The sequence below is a fragment of the Parabacteroides sp. genome (genome assembly GCF_977054455.1).
In genome coordinates, this window is sequence record NZ_CDRTCT010000018.1 from 58,799 (window position 1) to 75,423 (window position 16,625).

Annotated in this window: 12 protein-coding genes; 3 read left to right on the forward strand and 9 right to left on the reverse strand. The window is 51.2% G+C overall.

Annotated elements, in window-relative coordinates; all coding sequences use genetic code 11:
* The first annotated feature begins 22 nt into the window (after positions 1 to 22).
* Positions 23 to 1,336: a DUF4933 domain-containing protein gene (locus ACW6QF_RS10540; RefSeq protein WP_456087787.1), complete on the forward strand. Its 1,314-nt coding sequence runs from the start codon at positions 23 to 25 to the stop codon at positions 1,334 to 1,336.
* A 7-nt stretch (positions 1,337 to 1,343) separates the two neighbouring features.
* On the opposite strand, the gene ACW6QF_RS10545 is transcribed toward ACW6QF_RS10540, so the two are convergent.
* Complete coding sequence (locus ACW6QF_RS10545) at positions 1,344 to 1,952, reverse strand: response regulator (protein WP_456087788.1); 609 nt, start codon at positions 1,950 to 1,952, stop codon at positions 1,344 to 1,346.
* A gap of 317 nt (positions 1,953 to 2,269) precedes the next feature.
* Between ACW6QF_RS10545 and ACW6QF_RS10550 the strand changes: the two genes are divergently transcribed.
* On the forward strand, positions 2,270 to 4,675 hold the full coding sequence (locus ACW6QF_RS10550) for an ABC transporter permease (RefSeq protein ID WP_456087789.1): 2,406 nt from the start codon (positions 2,270 to 2,272) through the stop codon (positions 4,673 to 4,675).
* Between the two features lie 8 nt (positions 4,676 to 4,683).
* Here the strand turns inward: ACW6QF_RS10550 and fsa are convergent, their stop codons facing one another.
* The 3 genes from fsa to ACW6QF_RS10565 form a co-directional block, all read right to left on the reverse strand.
* Positions 4,684 to 5,340, reverse strand: a complete 657-nt coding sequence (gene fsa, locus ACW6QF_RS10555; RefSeq protein WP_456087790.1) for a fructose-6-phosphate aldolase — start codon at positions 5,338 to 5,340, stop codon at positions 4,684 to 4,686.
* A 76-nt stretch (positions 5,341 to 5,416) separates the two neighbouring features.
* Positions 5,417 to 6,643 carry an outer membrane beta-barrel protein gene (locus ACW6QF_RS10560; RefSeq protein WP_456087791.1) on the reverse strand — a complete coding sequence of 409 codons (1,227 nt, stop codon included), beginning with the start codon at positions 6,641 to 6,643 and terminating at the stop codon, positions 5,417 to 5,419.
* Complete coding sequence (locus tag ACW6QF_RS10565; protein ID WP_298551309.1) at positions 6,621 to 7,181, reverse strand: RNA polymerase sigma factor; 561 nt, start codon at positions 7,179 to 7,181, stop codon at positions 6,621 to 6,623. Before ACW6QF_RS10565 ends, ACW6QF_RS10560 begins: the two co-directional genes overlap by 23 nt.
* Positions 7,182 to 7,305: 124 nt before the next feature.
* Here ACW6QF_RS10565 and ACW6QF_RS10570 point away from each other — a divergent pair, with 124 nt between their 5' ends.
* On the forward strand, positions 7,306 to 8,136 hold the full coding sequence (locus tag ACW6QF_RS10570) for a hypothetical protein (protein ID WP_456087792.1): 831 nt from the start codon (positions 7,306 to 7,308) through the stop codon (positions 8,134 to 8,136).
* 73 nt (positions 8,137 to 8,209) lie between these two features.
* On the opposite strand, the gene ACW6QF_RS10575 is transcribed toward ACW6QF_RS10570, so the two are convergent.
* The 5 genes from ACW6QF_RS10575 to ACW6QF_RS10595 form a co-directional block, all read right to left on the reverse strand.
* Positions 8,210 to 9,268, reverse strand: a complete 1,059-nt coding sequence (locus ACW6QF_RS10575) for a DUF4249 domain-containing protein (protein WP_456087793.1) — start codon at positions 9,266 to 9,268, stop codon at positions 8,210 to 8,212.
* A 6-nt stretch (positions 9,269 to 9,274) separates the two neighbouring features.
* Positions 9,275 to 11,998 carry a TonB-dependent receptor domain-containing protein gene (locus tag ACW6QF_RS10580; protein WP_456087794.1) on the reverse strand — a complete coding sequence of 908 codons (2,724 nt, stop codon included), beginning with the start codon at positions 11,996 to 11,998 and terminating at the stop codon, positions 9,275 to 9,277.
* A 76-nt stretch (positions 11,999 to 12,074) separates the two neighbouring features.
* On the reverse strand, positions 12,075 to 13,097 hold the full coding sequence (locus tag ACW6QF_RS10585; protein WP_456087795.1) for a DUF4249 domain-containing protein: 1,023 nt from the start codon (positions 13,095 to 13,097) through the stop codon (positions 12,075 to 12,077).
* Between the two features lie 4 nt (positions 13,098 to 13,101).
* On the reverse strand, positions 13,102 to 15,762 hold the full coding sequence (locus tag ACW6QF_RS10590) for a TonB-dependent receptor domain-containing protein (RefSeq protein WP_456087796.1): 2,661 nt from the start codon (positions 15,760 to 15,762) through the stop codon (positions 13,102 to 13,104).
* A 9-nt stretch (positions 15,763 to 15,771) separates the two neighbouring features.
* Positions 15,772 to 16,617 (reverse strand): FecR family protein, encoded by an 846-nt coding sequence (locus ACW6QF_RS10595; RefSeq protein ID WP_456087797.1) that lies wholly within the window; start codon positions 16,615 to 16,617, stop codon positions 15,772 to 15,774.
* Positions 16,618 to 16,625 lie beyond the last annotated feature (8 nt).

A 16,625-nucleotide genomic window follows, 5' to 3' on the forward strand; every position in this document is an offset into this window, starting at 1 on the left:
TCGCTACAAATACAGATTCAAGATGAAAAAGCACCTTTTTGCCATAGGCATCCTATCCGTTTTACTGATAACGACCGGATGCAAGCAGACGGAAGAAAAAGCACGGCACATCCCGGCCGCCCCACAGATGGAAGCCCGGATAGACCGTTCCGAACCCGTAAAAATCGTAGATGTGGAACAAGCCTACGAAAATCCCGCCCCGTTGAAGTTGAGCCAGATCGCCTCCTCGATCGAATACTATACCGTCGGAGATGCCCGGTTCACCGTCACCCAGGCGATCGAGTTGCCGGACAGCAATGCCTTTATCACTTTCAACAACCCGCGCATCTATTACCGCAAACAAGGCATTCCGAGCAAACGATACGGTTTCAAGGCGTTGGCCTATAAATGGAACAACGAGATGAACGGACAGAACATGTTCTACGACAAGAAAACCACCCGCATGTATGTCGCCCTCAGCGGGAAGACACAGGAGACGCGGAGAACCGGGACGGACAGCGTCCCCTGCATCAGCGTCTTGCCGCCATTGGACACGATGCTGACGATCCAAAGCTACATCTTCCCCGAAAGTCCCATCGAGAAATATCCGCTCGGCCGGCGCGACGACAAATTGTTGGGTTTCTCCTCCACCGGCTACACCCTGTGCCATTACAGAGATACGTTGGGGGAACCGGACGGGATCACGACGTTCAACCTCCAGGGCGATACGCTCTGCAAGTTCCGGTTGAAAGACGGGGAACCGGCCCCGCGCACGTTGACCGACAACATTCCGTTCTTCCATACGTCCTATTGGAACACCGGGCAGGACCGGATGACCTTCATGATGCCCTATTGCGACACCGTCTACCAGCTGCGTGACCCGCAAACCGTCGCCCCGCTCTACGCCATCCGTTACGGGAAGCAAGGACTTGACCTGAAAGAGATGAAGGAGGCTAACATCCCGAACGGCAAAATATGGTTGAAAACCTTTTATGAGAATCCCAAAGGGCTGTTCATGGGGCTTTACCAAAAAGGAGAACGGAAGATCGCGGATTGGATCGGTTGGGAATACACCTACAAGCCGACCTTGACCCACCAGGCGGTCTACCTGAAAGAAGAAGGACGGACGGTCATGCTTCCGGCCGACAAAAACAGGGGCTTCATCAACGACCTGGACGACGGGCTGCCTTTCTGGCCGGACGGACAGACGGATGATTGCCTGTACATGCTCCGCACCGTCACCGAGATGCGCGAACTGGTGAAACGCACCGGCTCGCCCAAGCAAAAGAAACTGCTCGAACTACTGGACAACCCGAAGGTGCCCGAACGCGATTATGTGATGATCATCGTACGATAGAGCATCGCTACAAACCGTATTTCCGCATCTTGTTATATAGCGTCTGCCGGCTGATATCCAACCGTTGGGCACAAAGAGTCAGGTTGCCGTTATTCTCGCGCAACACTTCCCGGATGAACTGCTTCTCCATCTCCTCCAACGTCACCGGCCGAGATGCGGAAGCCGTTTTTCCGATATGCGGATCGTCCGCCCCGGGCGAAGGCGAGCCGGCCGGCAAGACAGCCTGCCCCTTCCGCCTCCGCCGGAAAGCCTCTTGCAAAACCGCCACCAACTGATCGTTATCCCAAGGTTTGACAACAAAATCGGCCGCTCCCCTTTTCAAGGCGGAAACGGCCAGTTCGATATCCCCGAAAGCCGTGACCAAGACCACCTGAGGCGGGTCGGGGCGGTCGACGATACGCTCCAACCAGAACAACCCTTCGCTTCCATCCTGCCGTCCGATTCCGAAATTCATATCCAACAAGACGATATCGACATCATTTTCACGCAACAGAGCCGGCAAAAGCGTCGGGACGGAAACTCCCACCACCGTTTTGAACTCGCGTGCCAAAATCACCTTCAACGTTTTCAGCACCGCTTCGTTATCATCCACAAGGATTATTTTCCCATCCAGCATAGTTTCATTTTTTTTCTGATTACAAAATTATTATTTTCTGCCAAGAAATCCGCAATCAGATGCAAGTGTAATTTGTTTCCCACAATGTCGCATATCTTTTCGGCAATGCCGTATATATTCTTGACGTTGCCGTGTATATTCTCGACATTGTCGAAAACAAATTACACTTGCATAAAAACAAAAATGCCCTTTCATCCGATGACGATCCCATTGTCCAATAATTAGACAAATTTCCGGTTTCCCCGAAGAAAAAAGAACGATCTTTTGCGGCATCCACAGAAAGGGGATAGCTTTGATCCGTATTAAAAGCAAAAGTCATGAAAGCCGTAGCACTCAAACTGGTCCTCCGTAGTTGGTGGCGTAATAAAACGTTTTCCATCATTTCGATTGTCAGCCTGGCGATCGGGATTGCCTGCACGAATCTGTTGGCCGCCTTCGTCATCTATGAATTCAACATCGAGGCGGATAATCCGAACAAGAAGAAAATCGTCTATATGGCACAGGATTCGCCGTTGAAATCGGGAGAGATCGTTTCGTATGTGGACGGCTCTATCCCTGTCCAGCTAAAAGAAAAATACACGGAAGTGGAAGATTACCTGCGCTTCAGCTCGATCGATTGCAACTCCGTCACCATTGGTGACAAACAATACGAACCGGTTTTGATCACCACCGCAGATACCACTTTTGCCCATTTCTTCAGGTATGAAGTGCTATACGGCGACCTGCATGACGCCCTTTCCGCCCCTGGCAAAGCCGCATTAAGCGAATCGTGCGCCCGGAAACTGTTCGGAAAGACAAACCCCGTAGGAAAGATCGTCCAAATAGACCTGGCGGACGGTGGCATGCGGTATGAGGACGAAACGACACCCCTTTCCCGTCCTTTCCAAATTGCCGCCGTATTGAAAGAATATCCCCAGTCCTACCTCAAGTTCGACATGCTTACCGGTATCGGGCAGGATTATTACGGTGGAGGAGTCACCCTCCTGAAAGTCTCCCCCACGTTCGACAAAGAACAATTCGCCCAAAAGATAAAAGCGGACGGAGTCCCTACCCTGCAACAGGAGAAAGGGCGTTACTATTTCTACACCTTGCAGGAATCCTATTTCCAGCACTACACGCAGGAGTCGATTCCTTATGTCGCCCGTTCCCAACAAACGTTGCTGCTCATCGGGCTGATATCCGCCTTGCTGATCCTGCTGATCGCCTGCTCCAACTATATCAACCTCAGCTTTTCCCGGGTTCTTCAACAGATACGGATCATACACACGCAGAAGCTGATGGGAGCCACGCAAGCGGAGATGAACTACCAATTGTTCCTGGACACATTCCTCACGGTCGGCATCGCCTTCCTGCTCTCGTTGCTGATCGCCCACGACCTGATCCCCGTTTTCAACCGGATCATGTCCGGAAGGATCACCACCGGATTTTTCCTGAACAGGCAGGTGCTACCCGTTATCTGCGGACTGATCCTGATCCTGTCCGTTATCCCCGCTTGCTACATGAGCCGGAAAATCGCGAACCTGACGGATAGCAACTACCGCCTGTTCTTCACCGGAAACAAAAAAAGAAGGATCGTCACCGCCCTCTCCGTCATGCAGTATATCATCTCCATCGGACTGGTGATCGGAACACTCACCATCCATGCGCAATTGAAACTGACGCAAAAGAAAGGGGAATGCTACCGCAACCTGATCGAAATCGGAAGCTGGAAAGGGGGGAACCTGGATGCCAGCACATTCGCGGCAGAGCTGAAGAACAGACCGGAAATAGCTTCGGTCACACGTGCCGGCGGCTCCATCCTCTTCGCCTGGCTCCAACAGATCACGATCGAAAACAAGGACGGATCAGAGTCTTACTACTCGTCCGTCCAATATATGGGTGAAGAAAACCTCCTGCAAACCCTGGGCCTGCAAATACTCCAGGGGGTGACTCCTCAGGAAGCGATGCGGAAATATGACCGGCCGGTCTATATAAACCGGAGATATGCGGACATCCTGATCCCTGCCGGCGAAAACCCTGTCGGGCAACCGGTCAGCCGGTACGACAAGTTTTCCTACGGTGATCAGGCAAACGACCCGCAACAAGCCTGCACGATCTGCGGAATCGTCAGCGATCACTATATCAACACGCTGGAAGAGGAAACGATGCCGTCCCTGGTCTACCTCAACAATGCCGGTGCAAAGAATTACCGGATACTCTATGTCAAGCTGAATGAAAAACAGAAAAAGAAGGGGCTGGAAACGATACGGGAAGTGTGGGAAAAAGTAAATCCGGGCGAATACTTCACCTACATAGATGTATATGACGTATTCATGCAACGCAACCGGAGGACGACCGATATGGGTAACCTGCTCTTGATGTATTCGGTCATCAGCCTCTTACTGACCTGCTTCGGCCTGTTCGGAATGGCTTTGTACGCGACCGAGCAACGGACGAAAGAGATCGGCATCCGGAAGGTGAACGGGGCCAGTACCCGAAGCATCCTGTTCCTGCTGATCCGGCAATTCATCACATGGATAGCGGCAGCATTCGTGATCGCAACGCCGCTTGCCTGGGTGCTGCTGAACCGTTGGCTGGAAAGTTTCGCCAACCGGGTGAGCATCTCCCCGCTCTATTTCTTGCTGGGCGGCGTTATCGTCCTGGCCATCACATTGCTGACGGTAGGCTGGCATAGTTACCGGGCCGCCTCGAACAACCCGGTAAGGAGTCTAAGGAGTGAATAAAGGGGAAATTATCCGTTCACCCGCTTATAGTCGGCCAGGAAAGCCGCCAGGCCGCTATCGGTGAGCGGGTGTTTCAACAAGCCTTTGATGGCGGAGAGCGGGCAGGTCGCCACATCGGCGCCGGCTTCCACGCATTGCATGATATGTTGGGTGGAACGGATGGAAGCCGCCAGGACCTGCGTCTCGTAATCGTAGTAATCGTACATCTCGACGATCTTGCGCACCAGTTCGATCCCGTCACTCGCGATATCGTCCAAACGGCCGACAAAGGGAGAGACATAGGTCGCACCCGCTTTGGCCGCCAGCAATGCCTGTCCCGGAGAAAAGACGAGCGTACAATTCGTGCGGATGCCTTTGCCTGAAAAATACTTGATCGCCTTGATCCCGGCTTCGATGCAAGGGACCTTCACTACGATATGCGGGTTCAGTCCGGCCAGCTCCTCACCTTCCCGGATCATGCCTTCGTAGTCCGTGGCAATCACTTCGGCGCTCACATCGCCGTCTACCATTTCGCAGATCTCGATGTAATGCTTACGCTGGTTTTCCACTCCCTTAATGCCTTCCTTCGCCATCAAAGAGGGGTTGGTGGTAACGCCGTCGAGCACACCCAACTCGTTTGCTTCCCGGATCTGATCCAGATTAGCCGTGTCAATAAAGAATTTCATCGCCTGTTTTTATTTAAGTAATTATTATGGTATAACAAGCGGAACCGCATGATAGTTCAGGCATTTCCATTGACGTTCAGAACTCGAAGCGCACGCCGGCTCCGACGCCTATCAAGGTCGTGTTCTCGGTGCGATAGCTCACCGGCTGGTTGTTGTCGAAATAATAAGAATAACGGGGTTCCAGGTACAAGCTCCAATCCCGGTAGAAACGGTATGCAAGGCCGATAGAAAGGTTCAACGACCATTGCAGGCCGCCAATGCCGGAACGGCAGGTAGCCGATTCAGATCCGTGCAAGCCATACGCTTCCACATGATAAACGGAACGCAGGCCTTTTTCCACCATAAAGCCGCCGGAGAGATACACGTTCCAATCCGGATGGTCCCATAGCTTGACCACCAGGTTGACCGGAATACCCAAATAGTGAAGCCCCAATGTTGCACGGCGGCCGGCCATCCGCCCCTCGTTCATCTTCGAGTACAAATAGGTATAGACCAGACCGCTTTCCAAGCCGATACGGTCGTTCAGATTCTTGCGGACCATTAACCCGAACGACAAGGGCGGCGCACAATCCACATGCGAGAAAGTCTCCGGGCCGCCATTCACATCCGGATCCGGCTTCTCATCTACAGACGGTCCGGGAGGAAGAGGCAAGCCGGGTTGAGGATCATTGACCACTTCGTCTTGAGGACTGTTATCCAACTCCATACCCAACGAAAAATGTCCGCCCGTTCCCATACTGGCCCCGATCTGCCATTTGCCGTCTTTTGCTTTTGGCCGGTCCGCCCTCGCAATCAGATTGCCGGCACGGTGTTTTTCCGGTTCCGGCCCTCGATGCCGTACGCCGGGAGTTTCCACCTCCGGTTGTGCGACCTCCGCCTTATCCGGGAGTTCGACTTCTTCCACCTCGACCCGGATTTCCTCGTAGGCAACCATCCGTCCCCGCGCTTGAGGCGGGATCGCAAAGGAGTTGCCTTTTTCCGGTTGTTGCTTTTCAATATCCTTTTTCTCAGGATTCGTCCTTTCGGCCACCTGTTCGTTCTTTTGCGATCCCGCGTCAAACGCGGGAACAGGATCGGAGTCGGGTTGGTACAAGCGTATCACGAGCAACAAGGCAAGTACCGCGGCAACGGCGCTTATCCAGCCCCCGATCCGCCAGGCGGAAGGACGCGGACGTCCGGCCACCTCCGCCTCGATCCGCTCCCAGCATCCCGCATCGACGGGCAACCGGTGATCTTCCAGCTTCTGCTTGACCTTCAAACTGAACAGGTCTAATTGCTTATTATGTTCTGTTTCTGCTGACATTGTCCTGCGCTATTAAAGATTGAACCATTTCCTGTAATGCTTTCCTTGCCCGCGTAAACTGGGAGCGGGAAGTGATCTCCTGGATATGAAGCATAGCCGCTATTTCCTTATGCGTATATCCTTCGATGGCATACAGGTTGAAGACGGTCCGGTAGCCGTTGGGCAACCGGGAGATGCACTCCAACAGCTCGTCGGCCGACAAGCGGTCCAGCACGGAAGCATCCACATCTTCAACCTGTTCTCCATATTCATCAATCGGGGCACTCGACCGGAGAGCATCGTATTTACGGAGGTATTCGAGCGCCGTCGTCACAAAAATCCTTCGGACCCAGGCACCGAACGGGCCTGTCGCCGAATAGGTCTGTATCTTGGTGAATACTTTGATAAATCCATCCTGGAGCAAGTCGCGGGCCACCTCTCTGTCGCGGACGTAACGGGCGCATACGCTCATCATGGCAGGTGCGTACAACTCGTATAATTCCTTACGAGCCGATGCTTCGCCACGCTTACATCCGTCGATTAACAGTTGTTCTTCCATAAATACTTGCTACTCTCTGATTATATGATGAAACAGGTTTCCGGATAGTTGCACCTATCTTCATTATTTATACACAAATATCTAAATTTATTTTTATCTTCGCAGAAATTAAATGAGTTGTTGTATGAAGCGGGGAATAAGTTTAATCATCTTGTTGTTGTGCGCATTATGTATGCAGGCACAATCCGACCTGACCTGGATCAGAACCAGAGAAGGCAAAATGGTGGCAGTGCCCAAACGGGCGGTTTTCGACTTGAACCTGCCCAAACTCGCATACAAAAGTTACACGCCATCGGACAGGCAACTGATCGAAGCCAAGCTGCGTGAATTCATACCCGACTTTCCGGTCCGATCCGCCTATAAACAGGAGCGCCCGATGGACATGATTATTTCATCCGCCGCCTATCAGCCATTTTTCAATCCGTACACACCGATGCTGAGACGCGTTTCGCCTATGGCATTGGACTTCCACGAAGTCTCGGTCGTTCCCGTCAGCGAACAAGTGGACTTTATCACAAGCGGGCAACAATACACATGGCCCGGCGTCGGCGGCCTTACCCGGATCAATACGGAACTGCTATGGACACACGGCCGGTTCTCCCTGTCGGGAGGCGCTTTCGGCGGACGCTACTTCACTCCGTTCAATCCTTCCCCCCAATTCATGGGCGGGTTCAATGCGATGGCCGGCTACGATGTGACCGATTGGATGACGGTCAAAGGCTGGGGACAATATACGTTTTACGACCACAACGAAAGAAACAACCCGCATATGCTGATGAACCCGTTCTACAACCATACAAACGTAGGCGGAGCATTCGAATTCAAGGTGAACGATAGCGGCTTCAGGGTCGGGGTAGGGATCAACTACGAATACAATCCGATCCGTGGAAAGATGGAACGCCAGTTTATGTTCTACCCGGCAGGCAAGATCGGGACGTTCCGGATCGGTAACTGAACGTAAGGGGTTCGAGGAAGCCGAAAAAGCGGGCATTCCCGTCCGGCTGACAAAAATAAGCGATACGGAAACATTACGGGAACGATCCGATAATCTCTCTTTCGTCCCACTCATAGATACATTCGGTCGCGCTTCCCAGCACTCCCGCTCCCCCTTCTACGTTGGAAGGGAGGCGGATCGGTTCGGCAAAGCCGGATGACGCGAGATCGCCTGTAAAAGAGCCGGTCCGAAGTTCCTGCAATGTCTTCAGATAGTCATAGTAATCCTTCGAGATGGCTTGTAGATAAAAACGGAACGTTTTAGGATAAAGGATCGACAGGTCTTCCTTATTCAGATAAAGAGTATGGCCATACGATCCGAGAGGAAGGTGTATGGTATAAGTCCTTCCGTCTATCAACTCGTCGGAAAAAGCCCCCCAATAGTCGTCCGAAGTAGCTCCCGTACCGAAAATATAATCGAAAGCGGTCACCTCGTTCTTGAACAACGGCTCTTCGGAAAAACGGATGTATGAAGAAGTCCAATAAACGGTATCACCCTCATTTATTTCGATGCCGTCACATCCGCCTCCATATCCATATCTGCCATGCCAGAATTCTTTTCCATAAATCAGATAATAATTGCCGACATCCGGCACATCTTCAATCGTCAGTTCAAACGTATAATCGACATCATACAAACGGACCGAATCATCCTCCATTATAAATGATTTCTGCGCCAGCAACCGACAATTGGCAACCGGCATAGGCGGCGGAAGTTCCGAAACTACGGCTATGTCAGGATAGCCGGGGGCCGAAGCCGTGATACGGATACGGTCACCTGCAGAAGGAGAATAGCCCGCCTCATAAGAACCGGACTGATCCTTTCCGGCAGGAGCGACAAATGCCAACTGTTCATGCAAAACGTCGTTCACATATAATTTCACATCTGCACCCGGGATCGTCAGGTTCGGTTTTCCATCCGTATAAAACCAGGTACGGGAAAGATTTGCACGTACCGGTTCACCGGCTTTTACGACTCCGTTCAGCACTAACTTCGGATCGGGCTTGAGAGAATCGAGGTCAACGATTTGTTCGCAGCCCTGAAAGAAAGCTGCCCCCAAAAGCAGGAACGGGAATATCTTGTTCGTCTTCATCTTCATTTAAAATTTATAGGTATAACTGACAGACGGGATTATCGGTAAAAAACTATATTGCTTAAACACGGGATACGACTTCATTTCAACCGGATCATACTCGTCCGTCTTTTCTATCATAAAAGGGTTCATCCGGCAATAAGCATTGTAGAGGCTGACATTCCAGATCCCCATACGTCCCTTTTTCTTCGGGCGATAAATATTGATTCCCAAATCAAGACGGTGATAGGCCGGAAGCTGGTAATTGTTGCGATCGCCATAAAGGTCGAACTCCTCTTGCCCCGAACTGCTATAATACGGGTCTTTGGACGGCGGGTTCAGCCCCTCGTAGTTTTCGGTCGAGAGCGTGGTATAGTTACCGGACGTAAAGGTCCAGGCGGCCGAAAGTTCCACGCGCTCCGAGAGTTTATGCATGACGACAATATTCAACTTATGCCGGTTGTCGTAGCGGGAAGGGAACCGGCGTCCTTCGTTCAGCTCGTCAAACCGGCGGTCCGACCAGGCAAGGGAATATCCGATCCAGCCGGTCGTACGTCCAGCAGGCTTCCTCACCATCCATTCCACCCCATAGGAACGTCCTTTTCCGGCAGCCAACTTCCGGTCCCAGGCGATCGACGAGGGGACCAGGCTGTGCCCGTCCTTATATTCGAGCAGATTGCGGCTGTCCTTATAATATCCTTCCATCGAAAAATCCAGTTCCTTCCAATTGTAATAGGCGCCCAACGAATACTGGTCGCTGATCAACGGCTTCAGGTTGCGGGTGACAGGCATCCACGAATCGGTCGGCAAATTGAGGAAACTATTGCTGATAAGATGCACATATTGATTCATCCTCGAATAGGAAGCCTTCAAACTAAGGTCTTTGCCAAGCAGCCAGCGCAGAGAGACACGCGGCTCCACACCGGTATAGGTCTTCCGGTCGATATTGAAAAGGCTCAAACGGACTCCGGCGTTCAGGCGGAGCGCAGGCGTCAATGTCCAATCGTCTTCTGCAAACGCCGACAACTCGTGCGCCAGCAATTTCTCGTTGCTGAACACTTTGCCGATCTGCATGGAATCAGGTTGATCGCTCTCCTCCGTCAGGAAACGGTTATATTCGGGACGGAAATCATGCCGGACATAATCGCCTCCGAAACGGATATGATGGTTGGACACCGGCTGATAGTCGAACGACGTGCGGACACCGAAATCATTGATGCCGGAAGCGCTGACCGTTTCATCGAAACTCAAGGAGTAGGCTTCGTTATTATAATCCCACTCCTTCTCTTCTTCGCGGTAGGATATTTTCGCATTATAACGGGTATAGAAACCGGCAATCTTACCGAACAGGCGGTTATTGAACGCATACGTCCAACCGGCGGAAGCGACGAGATTCCCCCAGCGCATGGAAACATGCGTTTTATCCAGATAGCTACTGATAGAACCATCCTTTCCCGGCTTGTCTTCACTTGTGGCCTTCAACACATCGTTACCATTGTAAATGCTGACGAAGAGACGGCTCCGGTCGTTGACACGGTGGTCCACGCGGGCATTCAAATCATGAAAGGCGTAACGAAAATTGATGTCGTAACTCTTATCTTTTTTCACGGCATTGAAGATCGCCAGTGCCGGCGCGGTAATCACATCGAACCAAGTACGGCGCAGAGCGATCGAGAAAGAAGTACGGTCTTTGACGATCGGGCCTTCCAAGCTCAGGTTCCCCGCAATCAACCCGAGCGACGCGCTACCATGATATTCCTTCATATTCCCCTCCTTCGTCTGCACATCGACAACTGACGAAAGGCGGCCGCCGTAACGGGCGGGAAAGCCCGCCTTATAAAAATCCATACTTTTGACCGCTTCGCCGTTAAAAGCGGAAAATATTCCTCCCAAATGATTAAGCTGGTAAACCGGGTTGCCGTCTATCAGAAACAGGTTCTCATCGGCATTTCCCCCGCGCACGTATAAGCCGGAGACGCCTTCTGTCCCCATCGACACACCCGGCGTCAACTGCAATGTCCGGATAATATCCGCCTCGCCCAGCAAGGCGGGAGTGGCGCGGATCGTTGCCTGGTTTACCTCCAAAGCCCCCATCTGCACATTGTGGACGGGCGAACGCAACGAACGCTCATTGCCGGTCACCACCACTTCGCCGATCGAAGCATTCGTCTGTAAGAACAAGGTGAGCATCGTATCGCGTTCCAACGCGGGAAAGCCGAGTTTGCGGTTTTCATACCCGATATAGGATACCGAGATCCGGAGCGAATCATCGGAGGCAGGTATCGTAAGACTGAAAAAACCGAAAGCATTCGTTGCGATCCCTAACCGGCTGCCGATATCATACACAGAAGCCCCGACCAGGGATTCTGCGGAAGTCTTATCCCGCACAAAACCGCTGATCGTGACCTGCCTGGGTTTGCGTTTCAGAACGACGATGTTTCCTGTCCTCTTGTACACGAGCGGATAACCGGCAAAAAGTCGTGCCAGGCAATCGTCCAATGCTGCATCTTCCACTTTGAAACTCGTCTTCCGAAACTCTTTCAACAAAGATGATTCATACGAAAAAGTCACTCCGGCCTGTTTCTCGATCTCTGCCAGGATCTCTTTCAAAGAAACGTCCCGCATGTTCAATGTAACCGTTCGAACCTCATCTCCACCGTTTACCTCTGCCGACAACTTCTCCGATATCAAAAAACAACTCAAACACACAAAAGCACAGGCAAACCATCCTCTCAAAATTAACTTCTTCATCTTATCTTCATTGACTTTTCATCCTTAAGACAGGAAAAACGGAAAAACCCCTATCCTATCCGGGAAAATTTTAAAATCAATCATAAACGACAAACGGATTCCAGTAAGGTTCCTCCTCCCGGCAAGGCATCGTGAAGCGGCGGTGATAAAGCTGGTAACCGGCAACGATACCGAAGCCGTCTTTCACATTCGTATAGGTGGCCGAGGGTTCGACCAGCCCATCCAGATAAGCATCGCCCAACGAGATGGAAAAGTTCTGTACAACCGTCAGGTAATGGTAATAATCTTCCGAAACAGCCAGCAACCGGACATCATAATGTACGGTCGTCACAACCGAATCGCCCGCATACGAATAGTCGACGGGATAAAAAGACGAACGGACGGTATATTCGTTTCCGTCAAACATGTCATCGGTAAACGTGCCCCGGCAGGTCTTCCCGTTCAACTGGTCTATAGCCGGATTCGTAACGGTTGTGCGGAACACCGGGTCTTCATAGACCAAGCCCAGGGAAGAATATAAATCATAATCCGTATGATACATGGAACTGACGACTATCACACTGTCCCCTTTCTGATATTCCGTAATCTTCTCCACCATCAAACGATAATAATTCCGTTTATCCGGCTCATCCCGGAAGCGAATGTATAAACGAAGAGAAGGATATTCATATCCCTGGTAGCCGAACTTGAAAAAGCGGACCGTATCGACCGAAAGTACTTCTATCGGATCAGGAATAAGCGTTTCCCCTTCTATAGGATCGAATCCCGGTGCAGCCGCTTCCAGCCGCAGGCGGTCTCCGGAAGCGACACGGCATCCGGGTAAAGCATATTGCCCCGTATACCGGTCATTTTCTATGGGTTGCATCGTTCCTTGCAGACGGTCGTTCACATAGACCCGGATTGTCCCGTCCGTAATACCGTCGTCCGTAATCGTGTCCAATATAAACCAGCTTTTCGACAGGAAAGCCGTCACATCCTCATCCGGCGAGACAGATGAATTAAGCACCAGGAGCGGAGGCACAGACGGCAGTTCCAACACCACATCGCGGGTACAGGCGGCAAGCAAAAGCAAGTATAACAAAAACAGGCAATTCTTCATGACTTCAGAATTTAAAGGTATAAGAGACGGAAGGGACGAAGAGGAACAACAAGGTCTGCTCCAATACGACCTCACGCCCGCTTTCATTTTGATAAGTCCGGGGACGGACGGTAAACGGATTCGGCTTAAAATAAGCATTGCACAGGCTCAGGTTCCAGATCCCCATACGCCCGTTCTTTTTGTAACGATAGAAATTAGCTCCCAAGTCCAAGCGATGGTAAGGTGACAACTGGTAGTTATTCCGGGAACTGGCACTCGCACCTCCCGTCCATTCGAAAGCCTGTCCGTGCCTGTCATCCGTCAAATCCGGCGATGGACGGTAATTCACATCCTGTATGGTGATATGGTTACCCGATTTATACATCCAGGCGGCCGTCAGCTCTACCTTTTTGGATAAGCGGTAGGAGGCCACAACATCGATCTTATGCCGGTTGTCGTACCTGGAAGGGAAACGTTGCCCTTTATTGACCGTTCCGTCCGGGAACCAGCGGTCGGACCAGGAAAGCGTATAACCGATCCAGCCGTTGAAACGTCCGGCTTTCTTCCGAACCATCAGTTCCATCCCATAGGAACGTCCTTTTCCCACTCCTACCCGGTCTTCCCAACCGGCAAAAGCAGACAAGGCGGGACCGTTATCCTTATATTCCACCAGATTATTCATCCGTTTATAATAACCTTCCGCCGAGAAATCCAAACCTTGATAGTGCCAGGCCAGGCCGCCCGTCACCTGATGGGCATTCATCGGGCGGATATTTCCCGTCACCGGAACCCAGATGTCCGTCGGCTGGCTGATATAACTGTTGGACAACCGGTGGATATACTGGTTCATCTTCGTGTAGGATATTTTAGCCGACACCCTCCGTCCCAACAAATAACGCGCAGAGAAACGGGGTTGAAGGGACTGGTAAGTCTTCCCCTCCACATGGAAAAGCGTAAAACGCAGGCCGGCATTCACCCGGAGCCGGTCGGTGAGCGACATCTCGTCTTCCGCATACGCCGAAACCTCATGTCCATGGATCAGTGAATGCGAAAAGACGGTGTTGTTCATCTGCGTAATGACCGAATCCTTATACCAGGAACTCATATTGCTCTGTTCAGGACGAAAAATATGAAACAGATAATCCCCTCCCATCCGGATACGGTGGTCCACATTCGGACGATAGTCAAAAGAGGCCCGCAGGCTTACATCTTCCATCGCCGAACGGTAATGCCCCTCCTGGAAGTAGAGCTGTCCGCCCAAATCCTGGGATGAGACAAACGTATTCTGTTTCTGGATAATATGAGAGCGATACCGGGTATAGCCGGCCGTAAAAGTGGCAAACATTTTTTTATTGATCAGGTAGTTCCAGCCGGCAGAACCGATCAGGTTCCCCCAACGCCAGCAAAAATCCCAGTCTTGTCCATGCATGTCTTTCGCTTCTTCCCCATTCCGGTAGCTGTCGCTTCCCATATAAAAACTGAGATACGCACGGCTCCGGTCTGTAAAAGAATAATCGACTTTTGCATTCATATCGTAAAAATGATATCCTCCTTTTACCTTCGTATCGGATTTCTTATTGAAAGCAGTCATTATCGGCCAGGTTATCAACTCCATCCAGGTACGGCGCACAGAGACGTTAAACGACGACCGGTCCTTGATGATCGGCCCTTCCAGATTAGCACGTGCTGCCAGCAGACCGACCGAAATATTCCCATGATACTCTTTCCGGTTTCCTTCGTTCGTACGAACGTCTATAACGGAAGAAAGTCTCCCGCCGTACTCCGCCGGAAAACTTCCTTTATAAAAAGTGGCATTCTTTATCGCATCCGGATTGAAAGCCGAAAAGAAGCCTAAGACATGATCCGTATGGTAAATCGGGTTTCCGTCCAGCAGGAACAAGTTATCGTCGCCATCCCCTCCCCGCACGAACAGGCCGCTCATCCCCTCCGTACCGACTGTCGTACCCGGCAGGCGTTGCAAAGTCTTGACAACATCCGCTTCTCCTAATAAAGCCGGCAAGGACTTCACCCGGCTCGCCGAAATATCCGATACGCCGATCCGGCTTTTCAGGACTTCCGACCGGGGAGAAATTCCCCTGACCACCACCTCTCCCAGTGTGCCGGCTTGTTTCAGGGACAGGTCGATCATCGTGTCCCGTGTCAACTCGAAGGTGACGGTACAACGTTCATACCCGACATAAGAGGAAGTCAGCACCACTTTCCCCGGCGGCAACGTTATGCTGTAAAACCCGTAATTGTTGGAAACAGACCCTTTCTTAGAAACCCGGTCTATGACTGTCGCCGAAATCAAGCTCTCGTAGGAAGCGGAATCGCGCACAAAGCCGCTGATCGTATACAACTTGGGCTTTCGTTTCAGGATCACATACTGCCCTGTCATCCGATAGACAACCGACAGAGGATCGAATAACCGTTTGAGGCAATAGGAAAGAGATTCGTCATGCACTTTCAGAGACACTTTTTGGTACTCTTTCAACATAGACGATTCATAAGAAAAAAATATCCCGGTCTGCCTCTCTATTTCCAGCAGGATATCCTGCAACGGAACCTGCCGCATATCCAACGTAACAGTCGGAGTCGGATCAGCCGGAAGAGGCAAAGGCTCTTTTGCACGGATCAGCGGGCAACACAAGCAAATCCCGAAGACAAACAGGTAAACACGATACATATATTATTCTTATTTTTCAGCCTGAGACACCAGCCGGATGTCCAATGTCTGATTGATAACCATCAGTACTTCATCAAGAGGCAGGTCATTGAATGTGGCTGTCAACCGGGAATCCGGCGAACCCGTCTTATTCGTGATCTTCACATGATAATAATCCCCCAGGTCTTCGATCACCTTTTCCAAAGGCGTATCATTGAAACGCAGTTGTTTCGTTTTCCACGAAAGATCATTCGGTTTTTCTTCCGTTCCGATATTTATTTCTTTCTTCTCATCCGAATAAGAAGCAGACATTCCGGCTGTCAGGATAGCCGGTTCCAAAGCTTCTCCAGCAGCAAAACGGACTTTCCCGGTTACGACATTGACCTGCGTAACGCCCGGTTGCTCGTTTACTTGGAAACTGGTTCCCAACACCGTCACTTCCGTCAGAGCCGTATGAACGGAAAAGGGGCGTGCCTCATTCCTCTTCACTTGGAAAAAAACTTTCCCTGTCATTTCCACAACACGCCTTTCCTTTCCATATTTCTTCACATCATACCGGAGTGTCGAATTTCCGGCCATCGAGACCAGCGTACTATCCGGCAGATAAACATCTTTCAACTGTCCCGATGCAGTAACGACAGATACCCATTCGGGATTATTCCGATCTTTCATATAAAAAGTACCGAATCCAATAAGCAAGAGCACAACAGAAGCTGCCGCCATCCAGTAACGGCGGAAAGCGACCTGGCGGCGGATTCCTTGCCGGGCGGCAAACCGCTCCCAGGCCTTATCCTCATCCAGGCTTCCCTCTTTGTAGCGCCGGGCTACAAAACGAAGGCGTTTTTCAAATCTATCATCTTGCTCGTTATTCATCATTCTAATTG

Excerpts from the sequence above, each read along its gene's own strand:
- ACW6QF_RS10540 (WP_456087787.1), top strand. The coding sequence starts at position 23 with ATGAAAAAGCACCTTTTTGCCATAGGCATCCTATCCGTTTTACTGATA.
- ACW6QF_RS10545 (WP_456087788.1), bottom strand. The coding sequence starts at position 1,952 with ATGCTGGATGGGAAAATAATCCTTGTGGATGATAACGAAGCGGTGCTG.
- ACW6QF_RS10550 (WP_456087789.1), top strand. The coding sequence starts at position 2,270 with ATGAAAGCCGTAGCACTCAAACTGGTCCTCCGTAGTTGGTGGCGTAAT.
- fsa (WP_456087790.1), bottom strand. The coding sequence starts at position 5,340 with ATGAAATTCTTTATTGACACGGCTAATCTGGATCAGATCCGGGAAGCA.
- ACW6QF_RS10560 (WP_456087791.1), bottom strand. The coding sequence starts at position 6,643 with ATGTCAGCAGAAACAGAACATAATAAGCAATTAGACCTGTTCAGTTTG.
- ACW6QF_RS10565 (WP_298551309.1), bottom strand. The coding sequence starts at position 7,181 with ATGGAAGAACAACTGTTAATCGACGGATGTAAGCGTGGCGAAGCATCG.
- ACW6QF_RS10570 (WP_456087792.1), top strand. The coding sequence starts at position 7,306 with ATGAAGCGGGGAATAAGTTTAATCATCTTGTTGTTGTGCGCATTATGT.
- ACW6QF_RS10575 (WP_456087793.1), bottom strand. The coding sequence starts at position 9,268 with ATGAAGACGAACAAGATATTCCCGTTCCTGCTTTTGGGGGCAGCTTTC.
- ACW6QF_RS10580 (WP_456087794.1), bottom strand. The coding sequence starts at position 11,998 with ATGAAGAAGTTAATTTTGAGAGGATGGTTTGCCTGTGCTTTTGTGTGT.
- ACW6QF_RS10585 (WP_456087795.1), bottom strand. The coding sequence starts at position 13,097 with ATGAAGAATTGCCTGTTTTTGTTATACTTGCTTTTGCTTGCCGCCTGT.
- ACW6QF_RS10590 (WP_456087796.1), bottom strand. The coding sequence starts at position 15,762 with ATGTATCGTGTTTACCTGTTTGTCTTCGGGATTTGCTTGTGTTGCCCG.
- ACW6QF_RS10595 (WP_456087797.1), bottom strand. The coding sequence starts at position 16,617 with ATGATGAATAACGAGCAAGATGATAGATTTGAAAAACGCCTTCGTTTT.